At 44.7% G+C, this 25,768-nt stretch carries 22 protein-coding genes, 9 tRNA genes and 1 riboswitch; of the genes, 26 read left to right on the top strand and 5 right to left on the bottom strand.

From position 1 onward, the window contains the following. Positions 1-226: 226 nt before the first annotated feature. The 13 genes from VN447_RS22735 (at position 227) to VN447_RS22675 (ending at position 5,190) form a co-directional block, all read left to right on the top strand. Positions 227-302, top strand: a tRNA-Asn gene (locus VN447_RS22735). An 8-nt stretch (positions 303-310) separates the two neighbouring features. Continuing rightward, positions 311-401: transfer RNA gene (locus VN447_RS22730), tRNA-Ser, on the top strand. A gap of 103 nt (positions 402-504) precedes the next feature. Further along, positions 505-579: transfer RNA gene (locus VN447_RS22725), tRNA-Glu, on the top strand. Between the two features lie 180 nt (positions 580-759). After that, positions 760-835: transfer RNA gene (locus VN447_RS22720), tRNA-Val, on the top strand. 8 nt (positions 836-843) lie between these two features. After that, positions 844-920: transfer RNA gene (locus VN447_RS22715), tRNA-Asp, on the top strand. A gap of 4 nt (positions 921-924) precedes the next feature. Continuing rightward, positions 925-1,000: transfer RNA gene (locus VN447_RS22710), tRNA-Phe, on the top strand. A 5-nt stretch (positions 1,001-1,005) separates the two neighbouring features. Beyond that, a tRNA-Gly gene (locus tag VN447_RS22705) sits at positions 1,006-1,080 on the top strand. 7 nt (positions 1,081-1,087) lie between these two features. Further along, positions 1,088-1,162 (top strand) — tRNA-Cys (locus tag VN447_RS22700). 8 nt (positions 1,163-1,170) lie between these two features. Further along, positions 1,171-1,259: transfer RNA gene (locus VN447_RS22695), tRNA-Leu, on the top strand. Between the two features lie 250 nt (positions 1,260-1,509). Continuing rightward, positions 1,510-2,109, top strand: coding sequence for a carbonic anhydrase (locus tag VN447_RS22690; RefSeq protein WP_325528649.1), 600 nt, complete (start codon positions 1,510-1,512; stop codon positions 2,107-2,109). Between the two features lie 226 nt (positions 2,110-2,335). After that, positions 2,336-2,599, top strand: coding sequence for a GlsB/YeaQ/YmgE family stress response membrane protein (locus VN447_RS22685; RefSeq protein ID WP_325528647.1), 264 nt, complete (start codon positions 2,336-2,338; stop codon positions 2,597-2,599). A gap of 282 nt (positions 2,600-2,881) precedes the next feature. Beyond that, positions 2,882-4,591, top strand: a complete 1,710-nt coding sequence (locus VN447_RS22680; protein ID WP_325528645.1) for a methyl-accepting chemotaxis protein — start codon at positions 2,882-2,884, stop codon at positions 4,589-4,591. Between the two features lie 164 nt (positions 4,592-4,755). Then, complete coding sequence (locus tag VN447_RS22675) at positions 4,756-5,190, top strand: hypothetical protein (protein WP_325528643.1); 435 nt, start codon at positions 4,756-4,758, stop codon at positions 5,188-5,190. A 3-nt stretch (positions 5,191-5,193) separates the two neighbouring features. Here VN447_RS22675 and VN447_RS22670 read toward each other — a convergent pair whose 3' ends face one another. The 5 genes from VN447_RS22670 to VN447_RS22650 form a co-directional block, all read right to left on the bottom strand. Then, positions 5,194-5,772, bottom strand: a complete 579-nt coding sequence (locus VN447_RS22670; protein WP_325528641.1) for a carbonic anhydrase — start codon at positions 5,770-5,772, stop codon at positions 5,194-5,196. A gap of 141 nt (positions 5,773-5,913) precedes the next feature. Beyond that, entirely contained in the window at positions 5,914-6,444 is a 531-nt protein-coding gene (locus tag VN447_RS22665) for a hypothetical protein (protein ID WP_325528639.1), read from the bottom strand. 100 nt (positions 6,445-6,544) lie between these two features. Next, positions 6,545-7,846: a phosphomethylpyrimidine synthase ThiC gene (gene thiC / locus VN447_RS22660; protein ID WP_325528651.1), complete on the bottom strand. Its 1,302-nt coding sequence runs from the start codon at positions 7,844-7,846 to the stop codon at positions 6,545-6,547. 67 nt (positions 7,847-7,913) lie between these two features. Further along, a riboswitch (TPP riboswitch) is annotated at positions 7,914-8,011 on the bottom strand. A gap of 41 nt (positions 8,012-8,052) precedes the next feature. Further along, positions 8,053-11,502 (bottom strand): pyruvate carboxylase, encoded by a 3,450-nt coding sequence (gene pyc / locus VN447_RS22655; RefSeq protein ID WP_325528637.1) that lies wholly within the window; start codon positions 11,500-11,502, stop codon positions 8,053-8,055. A gap of 143 nt (positions 11,503-11,645) precedes the next feature. Next, positions 11,646-11,840, bottom strand: a complete 195-nt coding sequence (locus tag VN447_RS22650; protein ID WP_325528635.1) for a hypothetical protein — start codon at positions 11,838-11,840, stop codon at positions 11,646-11,648. Positions 11,841-12,000: 160 nt separating this feature from the next. Here VN447_RS22650 and VN447_RS22645 point away from each other — a divergent pair, with 160 nt between their 5' ends. From VN447_RS22645 to thiW, 13 genes are all read left to right on the top strand, one after another. Beyond that, on the top strand, positions 12,001-13,887 hold the full coding sequence (locus tag VN447_RS22645; RefSeq protein WP_325528633.1) for an ATP-binding protein: 1,887 nt from the start codon (positions 12,001-12,003) through the stop codon (positions 13,885-13,887). A gap of 34 nt (positions 13,888-13,921) precedes the next feature. Further along, positions 13,922-14,632: a response regulator transcription factor gene (locus VN447_RS22640; protein WP_325528631.1), complete on the top strand. Its 711-nt coding sequence runs from the start codon at positions 13,922-13,924 to the stop codon at positions 14,630-14,632. Positions 14,633-14,845: 213 nt separating this feature from the next. Then, positions 14,846-16,963, top strand: a complete 2,118-nt coding sequence (locus VN447_RS22635) for a CDC48 family AAA ATPase (RefSeq protein WP_325528629.1) — start codon at positions 14,846-14,848, stop codon at positions 16,961-16,963. A gap of 98 nt (positions 16,964-17,061) precedes the next feature. Continuing rightward, positions 17,062-17,754 (top strand): oxalate oxidoreductase subunit delta, encoded by a 693-nt coding sequence (locus VN447_RS22630; RefSeq protein ID WP_325528627.1) that lies wholly within the window; start codon positions 17,062-17,064, stop codon positions 17,752-17,754. A 30-nt stretch (positions 17,755-17,784) separates the two neighbouring features. Further along, positions 17,785-18,075 (top strand): 4Fe-4S binding protein, encoded by a 291-nt coding sequence (locus tag VN447_RS22625; RefSeq protein WP_325528625.1) that lies wholly within the window; start codon positions 17,785-17,787, stop codon positions 18,073-18,075. A gap of 12 nt (positions 18,076-18,087) precedes the next feature. Continuing rightward, the gene (locus tag VN447_RS22620) at positions 18,088-19,332 is read left to right on the top strand and encodes an oxalate oxidoreductase subunit alpha (protein ID WP_325528623.1); all 1,245 of its coding nucleotides are present in this window, start codon (positions 18,088-18,090) and stop codon (positions 19,330-19,332) included. Positions 19,333-19,348: 16 nt separating this feature from the next. Further along, positions 19,349-20,311 (top strand): oxalate oxidoreductase subunit beta, encoded by a 963-nt coding sequence (locus VN447_RS22615; protein WP_325528621.1) that lies wholly within the window; start codon positions 19,349-19,351, stop codon positions 20,309-20,311. Between the two features lie 130 nt (positions 20,312-20,441). Further along, positions 20,442-22,022, top strand: coding sequence for an L-lactate permease (locus tag VN447_RS22610; protein ID WP_325528619.1), 1,581 nt, complete (start codon positions 20,442-20,444; stop codon positions 22,020-22,022). Between the two features lie 39 nt (positions 22,023-22,061). Next, a complete protein-coding gene (locus VN447_RS22605) occupies positions 22,062-22,292 on the top strand; it encodes a hypothetical protein (protein WP_325528617.1) in 231 nt (76 codons plus the stop codon). A 61-nt stretch (positions 22,293-22,353) separates the two neighbouring features. Next, positions 22,354-22,938 carry an HPP family protein gene (locus VN447_RS22600; RefSeq protein WP_325528615.1) on the top strand — a complete coding sequence of 195 codons (585 nt, stop codon included), beginning with the start codon at positions 22,354-22,356 and terminating at the stop codon, positions 22,936-22,938. A 4-nt stretch (positions 22,939-22,942) separates the two neighbouring features. Next, positions 22,943-24,235, top strand: a complete 1,293-nt coding sequence (locus VN447_RS22595) for a chloride channel protein (protein WP_325528613.1) — start codon at positions 22,943-22,945, stop codon at positions 24,233-24,235. A 123-nt stretch (positions 24,236-24,358) separates the two neighbouring features. Continuing rightward, positions 24,359-25,165, top strand: a complete 807-nt coding sequence (gene thiM, locus VN447_RS22590; RefSeq protein ID WP_325528611.1) for a hydroxyethylthiazole kinase — start codon at positions 24,359-24,361, stop codon at positions 25,163-25,165. A gap of 26 nt (positions 25,166-25,191) precedes the next feature. Continuing rightward, positions 25,192-25,695 carry an energy coupling factor transporter S component ThiW gene (gene thiW / locus VN447_RS22585; RefSeq protein WP_325528609.1) on the top strand — a complete coding sequence of 168 codons (504 nt, stop codon included), beginning with the start codon at positions 25,192-25,194 and terminating at the stop codon, positions 25,693-25,695. Positions 25,696-25,768: the final 73 nt, after the last annotated feature.

Genomic DNA, 25,768 nt, shown 5'->3' with positions numbered 1-25,768 from the left:
GGTTGATAGGCCAGATGTGTAAGTGGCGCAATCCACTCAGCTGACTGGTACTAATAGGCCGAGGACTTGACTTAACAACCTCGTTTGCATGAAGTGCAAACATTGAACCTAATGCGCAATGCTTTTCTTCTGTGAAGTTTTGAAGGAACAAGATATTACCAAAAGTTACAAGTTGCAGACAACGAGTAATTATGATAATATATAGTTCCGTCAGAAAACAAAACATTCCTCGATAGCTCAGCTGGTAGAGCAATCGGCTGTTAACCGATCGGTCGTAGGTTCGAGTCCTACTCGAGGAGCCACACTATTTGGAGTGGTACTCAAGTGGCTGAAGAGGACGGTTTGCTAAATCGTTAGAGGTCGTGAGGCCTGCGTGGGTTCAAATCCCACCCACTCCGCCATAAGCAGCGAACTAGGTTCTCACGAGCCGATAGGCGAAATGAGAACCTATGTGAGTCGCTTAGTTCTGAGCGAGAGCGAAGAACTATCTTATTATTAATTATTGGCCCGTTGGTCAAGCGGTTAAGACACCGCCCTTTCACGGCGGTATCAAGGGTTCGATTCCCTTACGGGTCACCATAAGCAGCGAACCGGGTTCTCACGAGCCGATAGGCGAAATGAGAACCTGAGTGAGTCGCTTACTTCCGAGCGGAAGTGATAAGCAGAGAGTCAGGTCTTTAGGAGCGAGAGCGACGCGAAAACCTGTGCGAATCGCTTAGTTCTGAGCAATAGCGAAGAACATCCTTATGCTAGTTACACGGGCGATTAGCTCAGCCGGGAGAGCGCCTGCCTTACAAGCAGGATGTCGGCAGTTCGATCCTGTCATCGCCCACCATTTCAAACGGCCCTGTGGTGTAGCGGTCTAACATGCCGCCCTGTCACGGCGGAGATCGACGGTTCAAATCCGTTCAGGGTCGCCATTTCGCCTCGGTAGCTCAGTCGGTAGAGCAGAGGACTGAAAATCCTCGTGTCGACAGTTCGATTCTGTCCTGAGGCACCATTTAAGCGGAAGTAGCTCAGCGGTAGAGCATCGCCTTGCCAAGGCGAGGGTCGCGAGTTCGAATCTCGTTTTCCGCTCCATACATTCGGCGACATAGCCAAGTGGTAAGGCAGAGGTCTGCAAAACCTCTATTCCCCAGTTCAAATCTGGGTGTCGCCTCCAATAATCATGCCGGGGTGGCGGAACTGGCAGACGCAACGGACTTAAAATCCGTCGGAAAGAAATTTCCGTACCGGTTCGATTCCGGTCCTCGGCACCAGTAACATCAAGGCTTCGCAGGTTTTTGCCTGCGAAGCTTTTTTTGCGCCTACTTTTAAGATAGATCATCTGGTGCGTGGGACGACCATCCGCCTGCGACAAGCTTGTCAGTAGCCTGGCGGGTTTTCTTTTTTAGGTGATGCTATGGAAGCAGCGGTTGGTATGGTTAAAATATAATGCTATAATATTTATAGTTATTATCCAAAATAGTAGATAGAGTACGAGATAGAATAGTATGATAGGAGATCATAATGAGTATATTAGAACAAGTATTAGCAGCTAATCGTCATTTTGTTGAATATTTGCCTGATGAATATATTCACTATTGTCCTGAGACTAGCAAATTGCCTAAGCGGCATTTAGCGATTTTTACGTGCATGGATACACGATTGGTTGATTTTTTAGAACCGGCAATGGGAATCAAACGCGGTGAAGCAAAAGTGATAAAAAATGCAGGCAATTCGGTGACTGGTCCATTTGAAGCTACTATTCGCAGTTTAATTGTAAGTATCTACGAGTTAGGTGTAAAAGAAGTAATCGTGATTGGGCATCTTGATTGTGGTATAGCTCATACAACGGCTGAAAGTCTTATTCAAAAGATGTTAGCACGAGGAATTTCGATGGATGCCATCAAGATGATAGAAGCAGAGTTGAAGGATTGGATAGACCACTTTCATCACCCCGTAGATAATATAGAGGAAGTGGTTATAAAAATTCGTAGTAATCCACTTATTCCTAAGGATGTACCTATTCATGGTTTGATATTTAATCCGCAAACAGGACAAATTGAGGTTGTAGTGGATGGCTATCAGGCTTGTACAAATAGTAATGTCGCAAATCGGGAAGAGTAAAACTCGAGGCACTTGGTGAGTTTAACTTGCATGGCTGCGATTTCAGGATGGTGCACTTTTCCTTTTCGTTCTTTGTAATTAATATCCATGTCCTGGAAATAGAACAGGCCATCAGGTCAATTATCAAAAAAGAGAGAACAATGGTAAATTTACTCCGATACCATGGTAGAAGCCTGCTAATATCCTGATTAGCGGGAATACTAGATATGGAAAGGAGGGAAATATATTGAGTAGTACAATTTGGTTGCTAATTATAGGAGCAGTTGCAGGCTGGCTGGCAGGACAATTTGTAAGAGGTCATGGGTTTGGAATATGGGTAGACATGATTGTCGGGGTAGTTGGCGCATTTATTGGTAGCTATCTACTCGCAGCAATTGGAATCGGAACCTATGGCTTAATTGGAGAGCTTATCGCAAGTTTTGTCGGGGCCGTTATACTTGTTTCGATAATTAGAATGTTTAGTGGTAATCCGGCTAGAGATAAAACATAATGGGAAAAAGAGGATAGATCTCCAGATGGGGACTATCCTCTTTAATATTTTCTCCTTTAATATTGTCTTTTTAATTCGGCCACAGGACTCATTTCTATATCCTCCAGGTTATACATCTTCAGAATAATTTGTATCTTGTCTAATAATGAGATAACAGGCTCTTTTTTTTCTTCAAAAGCAACAACATGCTTTTTGTAAATAAGATTCATAAAACCTATGAAGGTAAATTATGGTAAAGAACGAATATCTATATACAAATTAACAAGTATTGGGGGAGGACGTATGAATAGGTTGTCTGACCTAAAAACCGCCACAAAGATTTATGGATTAATAATGTTTACGGTGTTATGTTTAATGGGGGTCGGTTTTGTAGGAATATATTCAGTCCGAACATTAAGTCATCAAATGACAATAATGTACAAAGAACGGTTAGTGCCTGTCCAAATACTTGGCGAGGTTCGCTTGATTAGCAAGGATTCAGAATCGAAATTGCTTGAACTAATCTTAGCAAAAGATCAGGGTAAACAGCAGATGATTATTCGGAATATTCAAGATAATACTGGTAAAATAAATAAACTACAAGAAGAGTATAAGCAGATACAACTAGATACATATCAAAGAAGCAAATTGGATGATTTGGAAAAAGAGTTGACAGAATACCGGAAGGCTCGTCAAGATATTATTAAGCTTGCTACAAGCGGGCGACAAGATGATGCTGTTGCCTTATACACTCAGAGTATTCCTTTATTTCAAAAGGCAACAGAATTGAGACGCGAACTGATCGACTACAATAAAAGTTTAGCCGAAGAATCAAATGTACAAGGGATTAACGAGGCATCACAAGTGGAAACGGTAGTCTTGGTTGTCACTGTATGTACTTTGATGTTAGCATGCACTTGTGGTTGGCTGATCGTACGGCTAATTGCCAGACCATTGAATCTACTTATGATAAAGGTGCGTGAGGTTGCTGAGGGAAACCTTGCCCAGCGGGTCAATATCAATTCTAGAGATGAAATTGGTCAACTAGGGACTGCCTTTAACAGCATGACAGAAAAGCTATGCCGTTTAATTGGTCAGGTAATCGGCACAACTGAGCAGGTAGCAGCCTCTTCCCAGCAATTGACAGCCAGCGCGGAACAATCTGCTTTAGCCGCAAACCAGGTAGCCTCTTCCATCACTGATGTTGCTCAGGCTTCTCAGGGCCAGTTCCAATCACTGAATCAAACTCGGAGTTCTGTAGGAAATATATCATCTATGATTCGACATATTGCATCAAATGCTAATGCTGTAGCTATAGATACAGATAAAGCTGCTTATGCTGCCCACGGCGGTAATAAAGCAGTTGGAACTGCAATTAGTCAGATGGAACGCATCGAAAAATCAGTTGAGGAATCGGCACAGGTAGTAACTACTTTAGGGGCTCGCTCTGAAGAGATTGGTCAAATAGTGAGTGCAATATCAAATATTGCCAGTCAAACAAATCTATTGGCCCTAAACGCAGCAATAGAGGCAGCTCGCGCTGGTGAACAGGGGAGAGGGTTTGCTGTAGTTGCTGACGAAGTCCGAAAGTTAGCAGAGCAATCACAAGCGGCGGCCAAGCAAATTGCAGCACTGATTGGGGAAATACGCCAAGATATTAATAAAGCTGTTATCGCTATGAGTGAGGGAACTAAAGAGGTTAAAATCGGGACGCAAGTAGTTCACACTTCAGGTAAAACGTTTCAGGATATTGTGGGCCTTATAGAGAATGTATCTAATCAGGTCAAAGCCATATCTACGGATATTCAGGTAATATCTGAGAGTAGCAGCCAAATCGTCACAGCTGTTCAAGAGGTGGAGGAAACCGGTAAAGACATACTTGGACAGACTCAGACAGTCTCAGCCGCTACTGAGGAGCAATCGGCAGCTATGGAGGAAATTGCTTCAGCCAGCCAGGCCTTGTCCAAAATGGCCGAGGAACTGAGTGTGGCCACTAGAAAGTTTCGGATTTAGCGATTCCTCTCAGGCCTGCATAGTAAGATAAATAAAACAAACGCGCTAGTCTATAGTGCGTTTGTTTTATTTATAAGATTTTTTATTACAAGATCTCAACCATGGTTTATACATACCAAATTTTGTAATACTAAGTACTACTAGAAAAAAGGAGTGATTGTTTAGTGGCCCAATGTGGACATACCGGCGAAAGTGATGAATCTAAATTGCTATGTGTTAGCTGCAATACAACTCAGTTTGAGATTGTAGACAAAACGGACGCAGGTGAAGTGATAGCCCGTTGCGGTTTGTGCGGACAAGAGACCGATCTTGGGGTTATTGTTGGCGCCCGCTATGGTGGGGCTGTAGAGGTAATCGCTGCACTCAGGACCTTATACGCTGTCAGTCACTATAAGGCACAAAAAAACAAAGATGAGATTAGTGAGATCAGATATTGCAGAAAACATGACCAGCTTCAAGAGATCATAGCAGGACCTGTATACCATAATCCATTGGACATGGCGGCTGATTTATTCAAAATCATCGAGAATACAAGTATCAACGTAATTGAGGCAAAAAAACTAATTGATGCTATGATAAAAAAACAGAATAATGAATAAATTTTAGGTATAATCAAAGAGTACGTTGCCGTCGTGGATATTGTGAATGGCTCCAATAATTTGGAGGCCTTTAGCATTAATCGCTTTTCTAAGAACAGGGCTAGCTGACTTTAACTTATCAATGTTAAAGTCAATGTTAGCCTTAATTGCATTTGGGAGTAATTCACCTGTACGAGTCTTGGCACTTTCGATGGCAGGTACGATAGCCTGCAGGATGGAACAGATATGTAACGAAGCCTGGTCGCCTGTTAAGGCGGCTTTAACCGCGCCACAGTCTTGATGCCCTAATATCAAGATTAGTCGTACCGCGAGATATTCAACTGCATATTCGAGACTGCCCAGTACAACAGTGTCCACGACTTGGCCTGCTGTTCGCACAACAAATAAGTCCCCAAGTCCTTGATCAAAGATAATTTCGGGGGGGATACGTGAATCTGAACACCCCAATATTACTGCAAATGGCTGTTGGCCCTGAGTTAGTTCAAGACGCTTTTTATAGCCGATGTCAAGCTTAGCATACCTCTCCGTTACATATCTCTTATTACCTGCGATTAGCTTCTCCAGGGCTTGATAGGCATCCATAAATCATCTCCTCCTTATTTACACAGAAAGATTATAGGACAATAACCCAAGTATCTGAAGATTACAACCTGCTAAAAGAGAAAATGGTACTGTCACAAGTATTAAGCGCTAATTACTTGCGAACAGTACCACAAAGAGATCTTACAACGCAGATGACTTACGTCTAGATCCTGCAAAAAAACTTACTGGCTGATTATTCACGGGTTCTAATATCAAGTCAGAGAATAAGTTACCTACGTCTTCTAATATTGTAAAAAGCAATGTTGGGTTGAGCAGCTCAGCAGTATATCCATATGTAGTGATAAAGTGCTGGTCGCGGTAAATTGTCACTGAAACATGCCCGCTTTCCGCGAAGTTGTCTTGCTGGCGGAGTATTCTTGCATGCATAGCATCTAACAAGTCGAAAGAACGAGCATGGTCAGTCTGTACATTATGTTTTTTCGATAAAGCTCTATAGACCTTACCAAGAGACCCATATTCTGATTTAGGTGTTACTTCAGTTTGAAATTGGGTTAATCTGTCTAGCTGTTTTCCAATACAGTCAAAGGCTGCCTGGAAAAATATGAAGGTGATAAACCATCGGAAATTATGTTCATGAAGAACATAATTTTGACGGCAGCAAACAAGTGCTTGAAGCATATTCTTGAAAAATTGTATGCGTTCATCATCCAAATAATATCTGTCACATGTGTACAACAGTTTCGAACGGTAGAAATCCACTAATCGCTGTAATTGCACTGTTTCCGAAACGGGTGTCATGTGCGTATTCATGTTATACGACGCTCAAGTCTTCCCCATTAAGGATTTTTTTCATGTTCTTCATGGGGCACATTTTGCCGCACATAGTACAAGTATCTTCACACTCAGGCTGGGATTCCTTGCGGTATCTTCTTGCCTTTTCCGGGTCAATAGCTAATTCAATCATGCGGGGAAAGTCTACATCGGCCCGGGCAGCACTCATCTGATTATCCCAATCGCGTGCGCCGGGTATTCCTTTGGCGATGTCGGCTGCATGGGCTGCAATCCGGGTGGCGATAATACCTTCTTTCATATCATCCAAATTGGGCAAGCGCAGATGTTCGGCCGGTGTTACATAACAAAGGAAGTCTGCACCGCTGGCAGCAGCGATAGCGCCGCCAATCGCGCTCGTAATATGATCGTAGCCAGGTGCAATATCGGTGACAAGTGGGCCCAAAACATAAAATGGCGCGCCATGACACAATCTTTTTTCTAAAAGCATATTAGCGGCAATTTCATTAATGGCCATATGACCAGGGCCTTCGATTATTACTTGCACATTTCTGGCCCAGGCGCGTTTAGTTAATTCGCCGAGAGTAATAAGTTCCTCAATTTGCGCAGCATCGGTTGCGTCATGGATGGAACCCGGACGACAGGCATCGCCCAAGCTTAATGTTACATCATATTTTTCACAAATATCCAGAAGTCTATCGAAATATTCATAAAAAGGATTTTCCCGGTTATTCAGTTCCATCCAGGCAAATAACAATGAACCGCCACGGGAAACAATGTTGGTCAACCGTTTGTTTTGTTTCACTCGCTCGGCTGTTTTCTGGTTCATGCCGCAGTGAATGGTCATAAAATCTACACCGTCTTCAGCATGTCTTTCAACAACTGAAAAAAATTCGTCAACTGAAATATCTTTTAAATCCTTATCAAGCATTCCGACTGCATCATACATCGGTACAGTGCCAATCATCACAGGTGAATTTTCAATCAGCCTGCGACGAAACTCCCGGGTTTTACCATAGCAACTTAAGTCCATAATGGCTTCGGCTTTTAATTCAATGGCTTTTTTTGCTTTTTCTAATTCAAGCTCAATATCACAGCAGTCTTTTGAAACACCTAAATTAACATTAATTTTGGTACGAAGTTTTTCACCAACCCCCTTAGGGCTCAGGCTGGTGTGATGACGGTTTGCAGGGATGACAACCCTGCCGCTTGCCACTAATTCGCGCAGTAACTCAAGATCAATGTTTTCCTCCTGAGCTACTCTACGCATCTGTTCGGTGAGGATGCCTCGTTTTGCGGCATCCATTTGTGTAGTATACATAATTATTTTCCCCTTCCTCTTTAATTATATTTTAGCTATAGGCGGAGGTGAGGGTAGGCAAGCTTCTTTGCTTTGTAATGAAAAGCTTTCCTACGGTGGTACTAACCACATCAGGTTCGAGGGTTGGATTTTAATCCTCTCAGCCGTCTGGCACCCCTAGCTATAACTAATTAACAATGGTAACGCGGTCTTAATAGACAGTATGTCAGCTACGCTTTTACTGTTTTCAAGAGTTCAATCAACAAGTCACCTGTTTCCACAGGGTCTTGAGGTTTTACATACAATTCTTTTATTACGCCGTCAAATGGAGCTTGAATGGTTGTTTCCATTTTCATGGCTTCAGTCACTACTAAATGTTCGCCCTTTTTGACATGATCTCCTCTTTCGATCATGACTTTCACAACTTTTCCTGTCATGGAAGCGCCAAGATGATTAGAATTGTCTTTTTCGGCTTTAATACGGGAGATGACAACTGTTTTAATGTTTTTATCCTTGACAACAACTTCCCGGGGCAACCCATTCAGTTCAAAATTGACAATCCGGGTGCCGTCTGGAAGCGGTTCCTCGACAGAAATAAGCTTAACTACAAGAGTTTTTCCTTCTTCAATATCAACCCTGATTTCCTCCCTGGGTTTTAAGCCGTGGAAGAAGGTCGGTGTATCCAGAATAGATACGTCGCCATAGGAATTGATAAAGTTGACCCAATCGGAAAATACTTTCGGATACAGGGAGTAGGCCAGCATATCAGAGGTAGTTACAGGGCGCTGCAGCGTGCCTGCCAACGTATCACGGATTTCAGCAAAATTAGCCGCTTCCAGCAGTTCACCAGGACGTTTGGTTAACGGTTTTTTTCCTTTTAGAATGATTCGTTGCAGCTCTTTCGGGAAGCCCTGGTAAGGCTGGCCGATTTGTCCGGAGAAGAACTCCACGACAGAGTTAGGAAAGTCTAAGGTATCGCCTGTTTCATAGATGTCGTCTTCTGTCAGGTTATTTTCGACCATGAACAAGGCCATGTCGCCAACAATCTTAGAAGAGGGGGTTACTTTTACAATATCCCCAAACATGTCATTTACTTGGCGATAAATCTCTTTGACTTTATCCCACTGGCTTTCGAGGCCCAATGATTTAGCTTGCTGTCTCAGGTTGCTATATTGTCCGCCAGGCATTTCATGCTGATACACCTCAGGATTTGGGAAAAAGAGGCTGCTTTCAAAATCTTTATAATAAGCGCGGACATCTTCCCAGTAATGGGATAACTCATTCATTTTACGGATATCAACAATCGGCTGCCGTGCATGCCCCTGTAAAGCGTAATACAGGCTGTTGCCGCTGGGTTGGGACGACATGCCGGACAAGGAAGAGATGGCGGTGTCGACAATGTCTACACCGGCGTCAATTGCACGGGCGTAGGCATAGATACCATTGCCGCTGGTGTCATGCATATGAAGGTGAATAGGGATTTCGACAGTATCTTTAAGCGCAGACACAAGTTGATATGCGGCCTCCGGTTTCAGTAAACCGGCCATATCTTTGATGCACAGCATATGGGCGCCGGCTTTTTCGATATCTTTGGCCATATTTACGTAGTATTTCAAATCATATTTATTGCGTGAAGGGTCAAGGATGTCGCCTGCATAACATATAGCGACTTCGGCTACCTTACCGGAGCGCCGCACTGCGTCAATCGAAGCAGACATACCGGCGAGCCAGTTCAAGCTGTCGAAAATTCGAAAGACGTCAATACCGGCTTCAGCGGCTTGCGCGACGAAAGCACGAATGACATTATCGGGATAACTGGTATAGCCGACGGCATTAGAACCGCGCAATAGCATTTGAAATAAAATATTAGGGGTTTGTTTTCTCAGGTCCTCAAGGCGTTGCCAGGGATCTTCTTTTAAAAATCTGTAGGCAACATCAAAGGTAGCGCCGCCCCACATCTCTAGAGAAAATAGATTTGGCAGCATATGTGCGGTAGGAGAAATAACATTTAACATATCATGTGTCCGCATCCGGGTAGCCAGGAGGGATTGGTGAGCATCCCGCAGCGTGGTATCGGTCAATAAAACTTCTTTTTGTTCTTTAACCCAAGCCATCAAGCCTTCCGGGCCATGCTGATCAAGAATCTGTTTGGTTCCATTAGGCAGTGGGCCTGTGGGCGTTTGCGGAAGTCTAACCGGCGGGAAACCTGGTTTAGAGCGTTTAGTCAGCCCCTCAAAGCCATTGATAGTTGTTTCAGCTAAGTATTTAAGAAGTTTAGTCCCTCGATCCTGAGGTATCGGGAAGACAAAGAGTTCGGGAGTTGTATCGATAAAGGTGGTGTAATAGTTACCACTTAAAAAGTCTGCATGATTAACTACGTTATAGAGAAAGGGTATATTGGACTTTATTCCGCGGATGCGGAATTCATTGAGGCAGCGCTTCATTTTAGCGATAGAACTTTTATGAGTGAGGCCCCAGGTAGAGACCTTAACAAGCAGCGAGTCATAATAAGGTGTAATGACTGACCCCGCATACGCATTACCGGCGTCAAGACGCACACCAAAGCCGCCGCCGCTGCGATACGCTGTTATTTTTCCAGTATCAGGCATAAACTGGTTCGCCGGATCTTCGGTAGTTACCCGGCACTGAATGGCATGGCCGTTACAGGTAATGTAGTCCTGATTAGGAATGCCAATACTCTCATCACTTAAGCGTGCACCATCGGCAATATGCAGCTGGGCTTGAACAATGTCAATACCTGTGATCATTTCAGTAATGGTATGTTCTACCTGGATACGGGGATTAACCTCAATGAAGTAAAATTGCTGGTCAGGTGTAACCAAAAACTCAACAGTGCCAGCACTAATATAACCAACAGCCTTCATCAATTTGACTGCAGCATTGCAGATATCATGCCGTAGTTCTTCAGATAGTGATATGCTGGGCGCAATTTCGATTACCTTCTGATGGCGGCGTTGAACAGAACAGTCTCTTTCATATAGGTGGATGATATTGCCATGCCGGTCTCCCATAATTTGAACCTCAATATGCTTGGGGTATTCGAGGAGACGTTCGAGGTAGATTTGGTCATCGCCAAAAGAAGCTTTTGCTTCTGATTTAGCGCGCATATAGGACTCTTCAAGAGCGGCTGCCGTCCGGACAATCCTCATTCCCCGGCCGCCGCCGCCCAAAATTGCTTTGATGATGAACGGATAGCCGTAGCGTTGAGCAAAAGCTTTGACATCTTCCACACTGTTTACCGGCCCGTCACTTCCAGGGATAACCGGCAGGCCTGCGGCTACAGCCTGGGCACGCGCATTGATTTTATCACCAAACATGGCTAAATGCTCAATGTCTGGCCCAATAAAGATAATACCTTCTTCTTTACAGCGTTTGGCAAGATTAATGTTTTCAGATAGAAAACCGTAACCAGGGTGAATGGCATCCACACCACGGTTTTTAGCTATACGAAGTATGCCTTCAATGTCTAGGTAAGCGTCAACCGGGCTTTTATCCTCGCCTACTAAATAGGCTTCATCGGCTTTATAGCGGTGTAATGAGAATATATCTTCTTTGGAATAGATTGCAATTGTGCGTATTCCTAACTCATTACAGGCGCGGATGACCCGGATTGCAATTTCGCCGCGATTGGCAACAAGCACCGTCTGAATTTTTTTCATCTAATTCCCCTCCCAAAGCAACCAATAGTGCATTATAAAAATACAACTGTCATTGGTAATTTACCACTGATTTACAAAAAAGACAAGATGTATTATGAAAAATATTATAGTTATAACATGTGGAAAAACGGCGCTCTACGTATCTATAAGTCTACGCTTTTAGCATATTCTACATAGCTTTTTATTAATTCTTTTATTTCTTTGGTAACTGTCTCTTTTATAGAACCTGACGGAGGAGGACCGTTACTTACATCTACAGGACCTTCCGGTTTTTCGGAGATTTCCGGGGCTGCCTCAAAAGGCACGGGACTTTGTAATTTAGGCTCTTCCTGTATCACTTGTTGTCCCTCCAATTAAATAGATTTTGATAAGTCTGAAAATTTCTATGGAAAATAATGTAACATAGTTATATAATAAGTAATGGAAAGTTATCAAGTCAATTGAACAACAAAAAAAACAAATAAAAAAACAAAAAAAAATGAAACAAGGTGGTCTCTGATGGATTGGCTGGCGCGGATACTTGAGTCGATTAAACATGAGATCAATACAGGAACAATCTGTGAATTAGAGCTTGAAGGCGAGCCTGTTTCCTATGTCAAAATGCCCAAAGATAAATTTGCTGAAGAACTTAGCAGATTTACGGAAGCTCTCATAGAATCAGCAAAAAGTAATACCTTTACGCCATTCAAGGTTCACATCAGCTGGATGTGTAAACTCCGGCTTGAACAAGGGGTCAGGCTTTCTGATATTATGGCTTTTTTTGATCTGTATGAAACATCTGTAAAAGATGCAATGTCAATATTTCTTAAAGAAGATTTGGTTAGTCTTAATAAGTATCGTCGAGATATTGATTCATTATTGGACAGGGCCCGGGTATTTGTTTCTGAATATTTTTTTACGCTCTATGAAGAAACAGTCTATGAGCAGTTCGAACAGTTAAGAACAATTAACGAGATTACGGCCTACCTTACTTCTTCGCTTGATTTGAATGAAGTATTAGATTTTATTGTAGTCAGCGCGGTACGTTTATTTAAGGCCGACTGCGGCAGTATTTTGCTCATCGATAAAAACGGCAGCTTACATGCGCCGGTTACAGCAGGTTGGCATGAAACAAGCTCGTCTGCGGTCATTTCAGAAACAATAGCCTATACAACAGGGGTTATGGATTGGAATTATGAAGATTTGCTGTCAGATCATATGCACAATGTTTTTAAAAAAGAGAGTCTGTCCAGAGTAAAGGCGATCAAACTCTACCTCCAGGAGCTAACCATTGGAGTTCTCATTATAGGCTTTCGGTCTACCCGGAGAACTACACCGGTTGATCAAAAACTTCTTGAGACATTTGCCAATCACGCAGCGATCGCTGTTCACAACGCCCAATTGTATGGTGATGCTGATTTTAAGCTGAAGCAGCGGATCCATGAAGTAACAGTCATTTTGGAACAAAAACGTGCTATCATGCATTGTATGAGGGAAGGCGTTGTTGCCATCAATGTTGATGGCTATATCAATTTGGCTAATCATGAAGCAAAGCGCCTGCTTGGCCGGGAGGATAATATTATTGGCAGGCATATCAGGGATATTATCCCCAATTCCCGGTTACCTATCGTGATAAAAAACAGGCAAGCTGAATATGACCAGGAGCAGGAAGTAGGAAATAAGGTTATTATTACAAATAGAGTGCCTCTCATTGTAGGCGAGGCAGTCATTGGCGCCATTGCCACCTTTCGGGATAAACAGGATGTCAAGTTATTGGCAGAGGAATTAGTGGGTTTAAAAAGCCTGTTAGAATCCATGCGGGCCCAATCACACGAATTTGCCAATAAGCTTCATGCCATATCCGGCCTGATCCAGATGAAACAGTATGATAAAGTAGTGGAACTCATCACATTGATGTATAAAAGCCAGCAGGACTTGGTTAGCTCGATCGTCAAACGAGTTAAGGACCAGGCAACAGCCGGACTGCTTATCGGAAAAATTAGCCAGTCAAGTGAACAGGGGATTACCTTACGGCTCAACCCCCGCAGTAAAATGGGCGACCTTCCGCCTTCGTTCAGCAGTTTGTCGATGGTAACAGTGCTGGGCAACTTAATCAGCAATGCGATGGAAGCGGTTGCACAATTACCTGCTGAGCGGCGGGTCATTGACGTATACGTCTTTGAGGGGAAGCAACACTTGAATATTAAAGTTAGTGATTTAGGCAAAGGCATACCTGAACCTTATAAGAAAAAAATATATCAGCGGGGTTTTTCTACCAAACAAGGGAATAGAGGGGTTGGACTAGCCCTAGTCAAGCAGGAGGTGCAAATTTGCGGAGGGAAGATTACGGTCAATTCACGTGAAAACGAAGGCACCACATTCTGGATAAAGATACCGGTAGGGTAAACCTTGGAGCCTAAACAGTAGGGAGGGGCCGGATATGGGAATCGATATTGTTATTATAGAAGATGACCCTATGGTACTCGAGCTTCACCGGCAATATATCGGCCAGGTGAAAGGATTTAGGTTAATAGGACAAGCGGCCAATGCTGCAGACGGGTATACTATTATAACGAAATTTAAACCGCAATTGGTGATACTGGATGTTTACATGCCCGGAGAGAGCGGTATTGATCTACTGCGCCGGGTTAGGGCGGAAGGTATTAATATAGACGTTATTTTAGTTACGGCAGCTCACCGTTCAGAAACAATCCAACAAGGTATGCAGTGCGGTGTTGTGGATTATATCATCAAACCGTTCACTTTCCAGCGTTTCAAAAAAGCGTTGAGGAGTTACCAGCAATATATTGAACGAATAAGAAATAGCCAGCAGCTATGTCAGAAGGATATTGACTGTTTAAAGGGCACTGCCTTAGGTGAAAGCAATCCGAGCAGCCTTGACGATTTAAAAGACAATATTCCTAAAGGTCTGGACAAAGCAACCTTAGAGTCAGTGCTTAAGACCATTAATATGCAGCCCGGATATTTTACAGCAAGTGAGATTTCTAAACTGGTGGGTATATCGCGCGTGACCGTCCGGCGTTATCTAAACTTTCTATACGATAATGGCTGGCTAAAGGGAATTCTCTCTTATGGCCCGGTTGGAAGGCCGTTGCATAAGTATATTAAGGACGATCCATTTTCAATATAGGTTACTATGGTTGAACTAGAAGAGATGGTAAACAACTCAGAAACGAGCTGCTTTACCATCTCTTTTATGGTTCTTATGGGGCAAGCTTGTGATTTATATTTACAAAATTATCCTTATTTACCATATAGTAGCCAAGTTTAAGGCGTGTACCTTATAATTACAACTGTAAGATGTTACCAAGAAAGACCACTTCTAAAGGAGGATAACCAGACAATGGAAAAACCCCTATCCTTTAGAGTCGCCGACGCTATGCCGGAAGATGTTGGTCAGGGATACGTTCGGATTGATAATGCAGAAATGGATAAGCTTGAAGTCATTATCGGTGATATTGTTGAGATTCAAGGCCGAAAAACTACCGTGGCCAAAATAGTCCCTTGTTTTAGCCAATTTAAGAATCAAAACCTAGCCCAAATTGAATCTATTATCAGAGAGAATGCCGGGGTCGGGATTGACGAACGGATAACCTTAAAGAAGGCCGTGCGTCAGCCAGCGCAGACAGTGATTTTGAGTCCATTGGACGTTACCATAGATTTTAGTGACGCCCAAGATATCAAACACTTAGAGCGTGTGTTAAACGGACTTCCAATCATAACCGGCGATCGGGTCAAGGTTAATCTAGCCGGGGCTAGGAGTCAGTACTTCACTGTTATCGGTACAGCGCCGCAGGGACCGGTGGTCGTCAATACAGGAACCAAGCTTAAAGTGACCAAAGCAGACGGAGCGGAAGACCGAAGTTTTAGAGCGTCATATGAAGATGTAGGCGGTCTGGACAAAGAACTTCAGCGCGTTCGCGAAATGGTAGAACTGCCGCTTAAGTACCCGGAGATTTTCCGGCAGTTAGGGGTAGATGCTCCCAAGGGAGTTCTGCTCTATGGTCCGCCGGGAACGGGTAAAACGCTGATGGCCAGAGCGGTAGCCAGTGAAACAAACGCTGCTTTTATGCACGTTAATGGCCCAGAGATTATCAATAAGTTCTATGGTGAAAGTGAAGCACGGCTTAGAGAGATCTTTGAGACGGCACAACGGCGGGCACCGGCCATCATCTTTATTGATGAGATTGATGCCATTGCTCCCAAGCGGACTGATGTAATCGGTGATGTTGAAAAGCGGGTTGTCGCCCAGTTGTTAGCCCTTATGGACGGATTGAGAAATCGGGGTCAGGTCATCGTAATCGGCGCTACCAATGTACCAGATATGGTCGATCCAGCACTCAGGCGCCCCGGCAGGTTTGATCGCGAATTATCCATTAATCCGCCCGATAGAGTCGGAAGATTGAGAATATTAAAAATACACACTCGCTCAATGTCAATTGAGGGTTCGGTCAATTTGGAGAAGCTTTCGCAAATGACCCATGGTTTTGTTGGCGCAGATATAGCCATTCTCTGCAAGGAAGCTGGAATGAACGCAGTGCGGCGGTTATTACCGCAAATTGATTTCACATCAGAGATTAGTGAAGACGATTTAGCCAAGCTCAAGATAACCATGGATGATTTTTACGCTGCATTCCGGGAAGTGGAACCTACAGCGACCCGGGAGTTTTTCTCAGAACGCCCCAACATAAAGTGGGAACAGGTCGGAGGCATGGCCGATATAAAAGAAAACCTACAGGCCATGATTGAGATGCCGCTGCAGCACCCGGAATTATTTAAAGAATCGCAGCACAATATGCCGAAAGGCTTTATGCTGACAGGGCGGCCGGGAACAGGCAAAACACTGATTGTAAAAGCACTTGCCGGTTCCAGCGAAGCACACTTCATATCGGTAGATGCCGCAACACTTAATTCCCGCTGGTTTGGTGAAGCAGAAAAAGGCCTACGGCTGATTTTCAAACGGGCTAAACAGATTGCCCCATGTATTTTATTCTTTGATGAAATAGACGCTTTGGCGCCTGTACGCGCGGTAACAGACAGAAATGGCACTGACCGGTTAGTAAGTCAGCTGCTCCTGGAACTGGACAGTTTAATGGACAGCTCCAACGTAATTGTTATCGCAGCGACCAACCGGCCTGATATGGTAGACCCGGCTCTGATGCGGCCAGGTAGATTTGACTTCAGCGTAGAACTGCCGATGCCTGGTAAAGACGAGCGCCTGGAAATATTCAAAATTCACACCGCGAAATTGATACTGGCTGATGATATTGACTTCAATAGCCTGGCGCAATCCACCGAGGGGACGGCAGGTTCTGACATTGAGGCCATCTGCAAACATGCATCGTTGTCAGCCATGAAACGCTATGTTAGCCAACCGCAGAGTATAGCTACTATGTCTGGTGTTTACAAAGTATTAAGCGAGGATTTTAGCTGTGGTCTGCGACAAGTATTAAGAAAATAGAATGGCGTATGCCAACGGGGGTGAGTATCAAATCTAGTTAGAGGGGTTCTGACGGTCACCTGTTGTCAAATCTCAAAGTAATAAAAGGGGGAGAGAAAATGACACTGGCAGTTGCTGTTGATGCCAAGATGCAGGAAGTTACTGTATGGACTCGGGGTGTAACCCGGGCCAAAGAAGCTCGCGACACTGCTACCCTGCTCGCCAAAGCAGGTAGCCTTGAAGGAAAGTATAATCAATCCTTCGACAACTATGTGGATCTGCCTGACCGTATCAATGTTCCGGTTAAGAGTTATGCCCGGATCAGTTCTGAGCCTATCGAAACATATTATGAATATGAAAACTATCGTCCCGACATTGTAGTAATTGATGAAGAGACTATTGTTAAAGGCAACGATGTTCTTAAAGGCTGCAAGGATGCCTGCGTTGTTGTCATCAATACTAAACGTGATGTAAATAAGTTAATCAAGTATCTTTCTCCAAAAGAAAACGTGAGCAAAGTAAAAGCGGTTGCCGCTATAGCCGCTGATGATCTGGGCGCAGGTCTATATCATACCTTTGATGGTACTGAAGGTTGTATTGATGATACCAAGATTGGTGCCGGTGTCGGCGCTGCTATGGCCGCTGCGGTTGCAAAAGCCAGTGGTATCGTTAAGTTAGAATCCCTGCTAAGAGTTGCTGAAAACAAAGACGCTGTTCAAAAGGGATGGGACACTGTAGTTATATTGCCGATTTGCCAAGGCGAAGCTGGCTGTCCTACAAATCCGAGCAGACTAGAACTTGAATGGAAATAATCAGTTGGTAAAATTCAAGGAGGTGTAAATATGGCAAAGGTTTATAAACAAGTGCCATTTGCTGCTATAATTCCTTCTCCCCAGACCGAGAACGAAGGTATGATTACCGGTAACTGGCGGTTTCTCCGTCCTGTAGTTGATAAAGGTCAATGTACCGAGTGTAAAACCTGCTACATTTATTGTCCAGACGCCTGCGTTAATTACGCCAAGGACGACGGAGTCAGCTTCAACCTCAAGTATTGTAAGGGTTGCGGTATCTGCAGCAACGTCTGTCCGGTTGGGGCAATTAGTCGAGTGCCTGAACTTGATTTTGATGAATAAGGAGTGAATAAGATGCCAATTAAGAAAAAAGGTACAGGTTTAACTGCGGTTGCAGATGCTTGGCAGCTTGCGGATATTGATGTTTCAGCATCCTATCCTATTCGCCCGTACACTGCAGTCATGGCTGAATTGGCAAAACGGATTGCTAATGGCACCATGCAGTGCGAAATGGTTCATGGTGAAGGCGAACATGCACAGTTTAGTATTGCTCACGGCGCTTCCATGGCGGGTGCACGTGCCACTACCGGTACTTCCGGTGTAGGCGTTACCTATGCGTTTGAAACTTATTCACCAATTGCCGGCAGCCGGTGTCCTATCCAAGCCCTCATCGGTGACCGTACGCTTGATCCCCCCGGTGATTTCGGTTCTGAGCACACTGACTGCTTGACACTTCGCGATAATGGCTGGATTTATGGCTGGGCCCAAGACGCTCAGGAATCCTTAGATAATAGCTTGATTTACTTCCGGATTGGTGAAGATCCTGAAATCATGTTGCCACAAATCGTGGCCATGGACGGTTATTTTGTAACCCATATTGCTCAGGATTATATAATGCCTGATCAAGAGCAAGTTGACAGATTCCTGCCTAAGTTTAATCCGAAATTCCGCCTTGATGTTAACAACCCTGTTATCATGGGGCCGCAAATCGAGCCGGAAATGGGACCTCCGCTTGAGTGGGATCGCCATATTGTCATGAATAAAGTTAGAGAAAAAATCGTTCAGGTAACTGAAGAATTTGCACAAGTATTCGGTCGCAAGTATGCTCCGTTCGTGGAAGAGTATATGACTGAAGATGCCGACATGGTATTTGTTTTGATGGGCGCTCACGCGGTTACCTGCCGCAGTGCGATCAAATATCTCCGTGAAGCCGGCTATAAGATTGGTTTGTGCAGACTCCGTTGGGTTCGCCCATTCCCGGATGAAGCACTTGCTCAAATTCTGCCTAAATTTAAAGTTGCCGGCGTTATTGATACCGGTACATCTTATGGCGCTCCTTGCGGCGGCGGCGTTCTCTCTACTGAGGTTAAAGCTGCTATGTCCGAAGTTGCGGGCAAGCCGATTATTCAAAGCTTTACCTCCGGTTTGGGCGGCGAGACAATCACTCATGAAGAGTTCTTCGCTATGGCCGAAATGATGAAGCAAACCCTGAAAGCCGGAAAGATTATTCAAAGCGGCACTTGGGTTAACTTCAATGATTATCATGAAGGCGCTTCCCAGATCAATGCTGCTAAAAATGAAGCTGCCCCCAGTAAATAATAAGGAGGAGTAAACGATGGCAGTTGCTGAATTAATTAAGTCAATTGCACACACGACTGATCTACGGGACACTTATGTTCCTGGTCACCGCACTTGTGCTGGTTGCGGTCCGGCTCTTGCGTATCGCCTGGTAGCAAAAGCTGCAGGTAAAAATACAATCTTTATTGGTCCAACTGGTTGTATGTATGTTGCTAACACTAGTTATGCCTGTGGTCCCTGGGCTGTGCCCTGGACTCATGCGCAAATCACAAACGGTGGCGCAGTAGCTTCCGGTATTGCTGAAGCTTTCCGCATGATGATTAAAAAGGGTAAAATTCAGGACGAATTCCCTAATATTATCGTAATGGCCGGTGATGGCGGCTGTTCAGATATCGGTCTTCAGGCCATGTCGGCTATGTTCTATCGCGGCCATAAGGTTCTTTGCGTAATGTATGATAATGAGTCTTATGCCAACACTGGTATTCAGGTTTCTCCGTCCACCCCGTACGGTGCTACTACTATGTTCACCCCGGCCGGCCCGGCGATTCCGGAAGCCAAGAAACATCATCTGAAAGACCCTATGCCGATATTCCTGGCTGGCGGCCATCCATACCTCAAGTATGGTGCAACGGCTTCCATAGGCTATCCAATTGACCTTATGAACAAGATTCGTAAAGGTCTTGCTGAAGATGGTCCGGCGTTCGTTCATCTTCATTCTCCGTGTCCTAAGGGCTGGTCGTTCCCTGCTGACCGGACCATAGAGATTGCTAAACTCGCTGTTGAGACCGGCATGTGGAATCTTTACGAAATTGAAAACGGCGATTGGGCTAATAAGAAGTTTAGTGTTATGCCGAAGAAACTTAAGCCTGTTGACGAATATCTCCAAACACAAGCCCGTTTCTGCCATCTGCAACCTGAGCATGTGGCCGAAATCCAAAACTTCGTCAACAACCGCGCAAGAACACTCGGTATGGAAGTTCCTCTGCCGCCTGCTAAGTAAGGCAGCTTAAAACACTATAGGCATTAAGCCGTAAGTCCCTGGCTCCTTCATGAACAAAAGGAGCCAGGGACTTACTAATGTAAGTAATCTTTGTTCATGAATGAACAAAGGTTTGAGGAGGCTCGGTTGTATGGATAAGGGTGTGGCCTTAACCTTTACGAACTGGATACTAGCTTTCCTACCTATATTAGTCTTGCTATCTACCATTTTACTCTTTAATTGGGGCGCGCCAAAATCAGGAGCCGTCTCCTGGTTTACGGCGGTCATCATTGGTTTGTTTGTCTTTGGCGGCGATTCTCAGTTGCTCGCCTTAGCCAATAGCAAAGGCATGGCAATGTCACTGTATGTATTACTCATTATCTGGGGCGCTGTTTTTCTCTATAACCTGGTTGAGAAGATTGGTGCGATAAAAGTAATTGGTGACACCATGATAAAAGTAACTGAGGAAAAATTATTGCAATGTTTACTCATGTCATGGTGTTTTGCCAGCTTCATGCAAGGTATTGCCGGCTTTGGCGTACCTGTTGCAGTTGTGGCGCCCATTATGCTAGTAATGGGCTTCCCGCCGGCCATCGCGGCTGCTACTTGTTTGGTAGGACACTCTTGGTCCATTAGTTTTGGATCGATGGGTTCATCCTATTATACTATTCAATTGGTTACCAAAATCCCTGGCGAGGTTATAGGACCCTGGATGGCGCTTTTGTTTGCTGTACCTATCTATGCCACCGGTATTGCTGTGTGTCATATTTACGGCGGTTTTGCGGCAGTTAAAAGAGGCCTGCCTGCTGTACTGATAACAGGGACTGTCATGGCTTTCATGTGCTGGTTCATGAACAAGATGGGGGCAGCCCAGTTGGCTACTCTGATTCCAGCGCTTTTTGGCTGTGGTACTATGGCTGTTTTAGCCAAGACAATCTATCGTCATGAGTCTGTCGAGGATGAAAAACAACATGAAGCACCGGTTATGGGCTTTAACATGGCGTTCTCTCCGTACTACATCTTAATTGCGCTCTGTATTATGACTCAGATCAAAGCCATCGCGAATGTTTTCGCTCCCTATACCTGGGGGCTAAATTATCCAGCAGTGACGACTGCGGCTGGTTTTGCCGTCAAGGCCGAGAAAATGTATTCTAAAATCAATATTTTTTCGCATCCGGCTCCGCTGTTGCTTACTGCAGCAGTTTGTGGTTACATCATCTTCAGAATGACTGGTAAGTGGAAACAAGGGGCAGCGACTGAGGCTCTCAAGGCCACCTATTCCCAGTGTGTTCCTACCAGTATCGGTATAGCGACCATGGTTATGATGGCGTTAATTATGAACGATACCGGTATGACAAACATGCTGGCACAAGGGATCGCGAAATCAACAGGTGTCTTGTTCCCGATATTCTCGCCGTTTATCGGTGTGTTGGGGGCATTCCTTACCGGTAGTAACACTAACTCTAATGTAATGTTTGGCTCCTTACAGTATGAGACGGCCAAGGTGCTCGGGATCAGTACTGTCATCATGTCGGCCGTCCAGTCTGTTGGCGGCTCGGTAGGCTGTTCAATCGCTCCATCGAAGGTCTTAATTGGTTCTGCAACTGTCGGCCTTGATGGACGTGAAAGCGAGGTACTGAATCGCACAATACCTTATTGTATAATCATTTCGCTGCTGGTGGGCATCAACGCCTGGATTTTTGCCTACATGTTGTTTAAGGATTTGCCTTAGGTCAACTTAAATTGCGAAATATGCAAAGGAGGTACTGTGATGACTGCAAATCTTACGCCTACCCCAAATCAAAATCAGAACGTTGTTATCAAGCCTGTTCCTTGGGGGAAGAAATATCGTACTCCGCTCATGAATGCAGCTTTCTGGGCATTTTGGGTTGGCTTTGTTTTGGCACATCAAGGCGGCGTGACAAATAATAGCTTATTAATCAATCTTTCGTATCTGGTGTTTGCGTTGGCGTGCTTAGTACCGCTGGTTACAAAAAAATAGTTTTCCCGGGAAATGCCGTTCTTACGGCATTTCCTATTTCTACTACGAAGGAGGAGCGTAAATGACTAACGGCGTACCCCAAAAAGAAACTCAGGCAAAAAAGACAACTTGGGCGGAACACATAGTTCCTTCAGGTAGTGAATATTTGCAAAAGATAACTTCGGTGGGCAAATGCGGCGTAGGCTCACCGCCTGCTTCAGAGTGTTTTTGGGCACTCGTCGGATCGTTTGCAGGTATTGGCATAGTTACCTATCTTACTTTTCTGCAAGGAATTCCTGTTTTAGTTGCCTCTTTAGGAGCATCGGCCTGCTTGATTTATGGGGTTCCTTCTGCGCCGTTTGCTCAACCAAGAAACGCAATAGCGGGACATTTACTGTCAGCTGCTATCGGCGTAACTGTATATCAATTAGCCGGGGCTTATTGGTATACAGCCGCCTTTAGCGTAGGGCTCGCGGTAGCTGCTATGGTAGGCACGAGAACCGTTCATCCACCAGCCGGGGCAACTGCCTTGATTGCCGTAATTACTCAGCAAAGCTGGCTGTTTCCCCTATTACCAGTAGGCGTTGGTATTTGTATCCTGGTACTTATTGGAATCGTTGTTAATAATATTGCCGCCAAACGGCAATATCCATGCTATTGGTGGTAGAAATATGAAGTCAGATCATAGGTGGTTCTGGTTTGAAAATATATTGGAACAAAACAATTCTATTATTTATGTTCTTAAATGGAGTTTTCTGGGGATAACGACTGGGATCATTGCCGGGATGGGTGTGGCAGTATTTCTAAAATTATTGGCTTGGTCAATTGGCGTATGGACGAAAGCGTGGTATTACTACTTTTTTATCCCTGTTATATTATTTGTAAACAGTTGGTTGGTCAATTGGTTGGCGCCCCAAGTAGCAGGCGGTAGTGATAAAGTGATTGAAGCCATTCACCGGCAGAACGGTTTTCTTCACCTGTCAGAAGTACCGGTAAAATTAGTGGCGACTGTTATAACAATTGCCGCTGGGGGCTCAGCTGGAAAAGAGGGTCCTGCCGCCCAAATTGGTGCAACCCTTGCATCAGCCTGGGCCAGGTTTTTGCAGGTCAGTAACGCTGACTGCCGCAAAATCGCCATCTGCGGTTTAAGTGCCGGTTTTGCCGGTGTGTTTGGTACTCCTGTTGCCGGCGCAATCTTTGGAGTAGAGGTGTTATTTGTCGGGAAAATTTTGTACGACACCTTGTATCCTGCTTTTGTAGCAGGGCTGACAGGCTATTACGTCTGCCGGCTTGCCGGAGTTTCTTATTTTTATCTTCAGGTCAGTGTACAGCCTGAGTTTCTCCTGATCATTCAAGCCATTATACTGGGACTCGTGTGCGGTATGATGGCTATATTTTTTATTAAAACGATATTTTGGAATCAGAGATTTTTTTATCTTTTACGGCTGCCCAGCCAGGTAAAAGCATTTGTGGGCGGGATAATGCTCACTCTCATTGGGTATGCTGTCAGCCCACTGTATTTGGGTTTGGGTTTGGAATTGTTAGAGACAGGTCTCAGGGGGCAGGCAATTGCCAGTGATGCATTTTTGTGGAAAACATTGGCTACAGGTATAACCCTCGGCTGCGGCGGAACAGGCGGTATTATTACTCCCATTCTTGTAGTTGGGGCTGTTACCGGTAACTTGTTTGGCCAGCTTTTTGGGACTTTGGACATATCAGTCTATGCGGTGATTGGCATGGCGGCGCTGCTGGCAGGAGCGGTCAATACTCCGGTGGCAGCCGTACTTATGGCAGCCGAATTATTTGGCGGTGACATAATTCCCTATGCGGCGATAAGCTGCTTTGTTAGCTACCTGGTTTCAGAGCATCGCAGTGTTTATCCGAGCCAAGTTATCTTTACCGGCAAGAGGCCGTATTTGTGTGACGATGAAGGGAAGTCTGTTGGCTCTGCGGGTAAACCTTAGAAATCAATGTTTTTTACTGACAAAAGACACATGGACGAAGGAAGTCGCCTTAGCAGAGAGAATATTAGGGAAGTAGACAAATAAACATGAAGCATTGTACCAAGCATCGCGGAGGTTACGAGGATGGATATATTGTATAACGTTGCAGACAGTCTTCGCTTATTGAGGGAAAAAAGACCACTCATCCACCACATTACAAACTACGTTAGCATAAATGATTGTGCCAACATCACGCTGGGTATTGGTGCGTCTCCCGTTATGGCAGAAGATATCGACGAGGTACAGGAGATGGTTTCTTTCGCCTCAGCGTTAGTACTCAATATAGGTATGCTGAATCCAAGAAAACTAGAAGCAATGATCGTTGCCGGCCAACAAGCCGTTCAGAAGGGGATTCCTATTATTTTTGATCCTGTTGGCGTTGGCGCAACCAAGCTGCGAATGGACGCGGCCCACAGAATCCTCACTGAACTTCAAGTAACTGTTATACGCGGTAACCTGTCGGAAATTAAAGCGTTACTGGGGCTCAGCAGCGATATGCACGGTGTTGATTGCCTGGCAGAAGCAGACAATGGCCGGGAGATTGCTCAAAAACTCTCAGAAAGACTGGGCTGTGTAGTAGCTATAACTGGTAGGACTGATGTTGTTGCCTATGGTAGCCGTGTTTGTAGCATCTATAACGGTCATGCTCTCTTAGCCGGAATTACAGGGACAGGATGTATGACGGCCTCGTTGATTGCCTGCTTTTGTAGTGTGACAAACGATCCGTTTATTGGTACAGTCGCCAGTATCGCAACTATGGGGATCGCAGGAGAACTTGCCGAGAAAAGGCTTACACCTAATGAAGGGCTGGGGACTTTCCGGGTGCGGCTTCTTGATGCGATATCTACTATGAATCCGGAAAATCTATTGCAGCTGATCAAACTCAGCTAATTTCTTAACGAGGAGCAAAGATATATATGCAAATTAGAAAACTAGCCTATACGGCTATCTTTATGGCCGTAGGTGTACTTTCTGCTCATTTGGTTTATATCCCGGTTGGCATTGCAAAATGTTTTCCCTTACAACATGTTATCAATATATTGCTTGCCGTACTTTTGGGAACACGCTATTCTGTCAGTGCTGCCTTTGGGATTTCGCTGTTGCGTAATATTTTAGGGACCGGGTCTTTTCTAGCTTTTCCCGGAAGTATGGTCGGCGCAGCGTTGTCCGGGATCTTGTATAAGAAGACCAATAGTATCTGGGGCGCAATTATCGGCGAGGTTATTGGTACGGGCGTTATTGGTGCATTGTTGGCTTATCCTGTTGCAAAATATTTCATCGGTTCGCAAGTGGGCGCTTTCTTTTTTATTGTTCCCTTCCTCGTTAGTACTGTTGGGGGCAGTGTTATAGCCTACTTCCTATACAAAACCTCTATTCCCGCCATTCTTTACGAAAAGCTTAATGTTGGCGGCAGAGGCTAACAGGTTGCGAGGGGCAATACCGTGCCAAGAACGAAAGCCAGTGGTTAAAAACCGCTGGCTTTCGTTTTTAGGT

This window comes from Sporomusa sp. (genome assembly GCF_035561155.1).
Lineage (GTDB): Bacteria > Bacillota > Negativicutes > Sporomusales > Sporomusaceae > Sporomusa.
The sequence above is the reverse complement of the archived record's forward strand: the minus strand, read 5'-3'. Positions and strand labels throughout refer to the sequence as shown.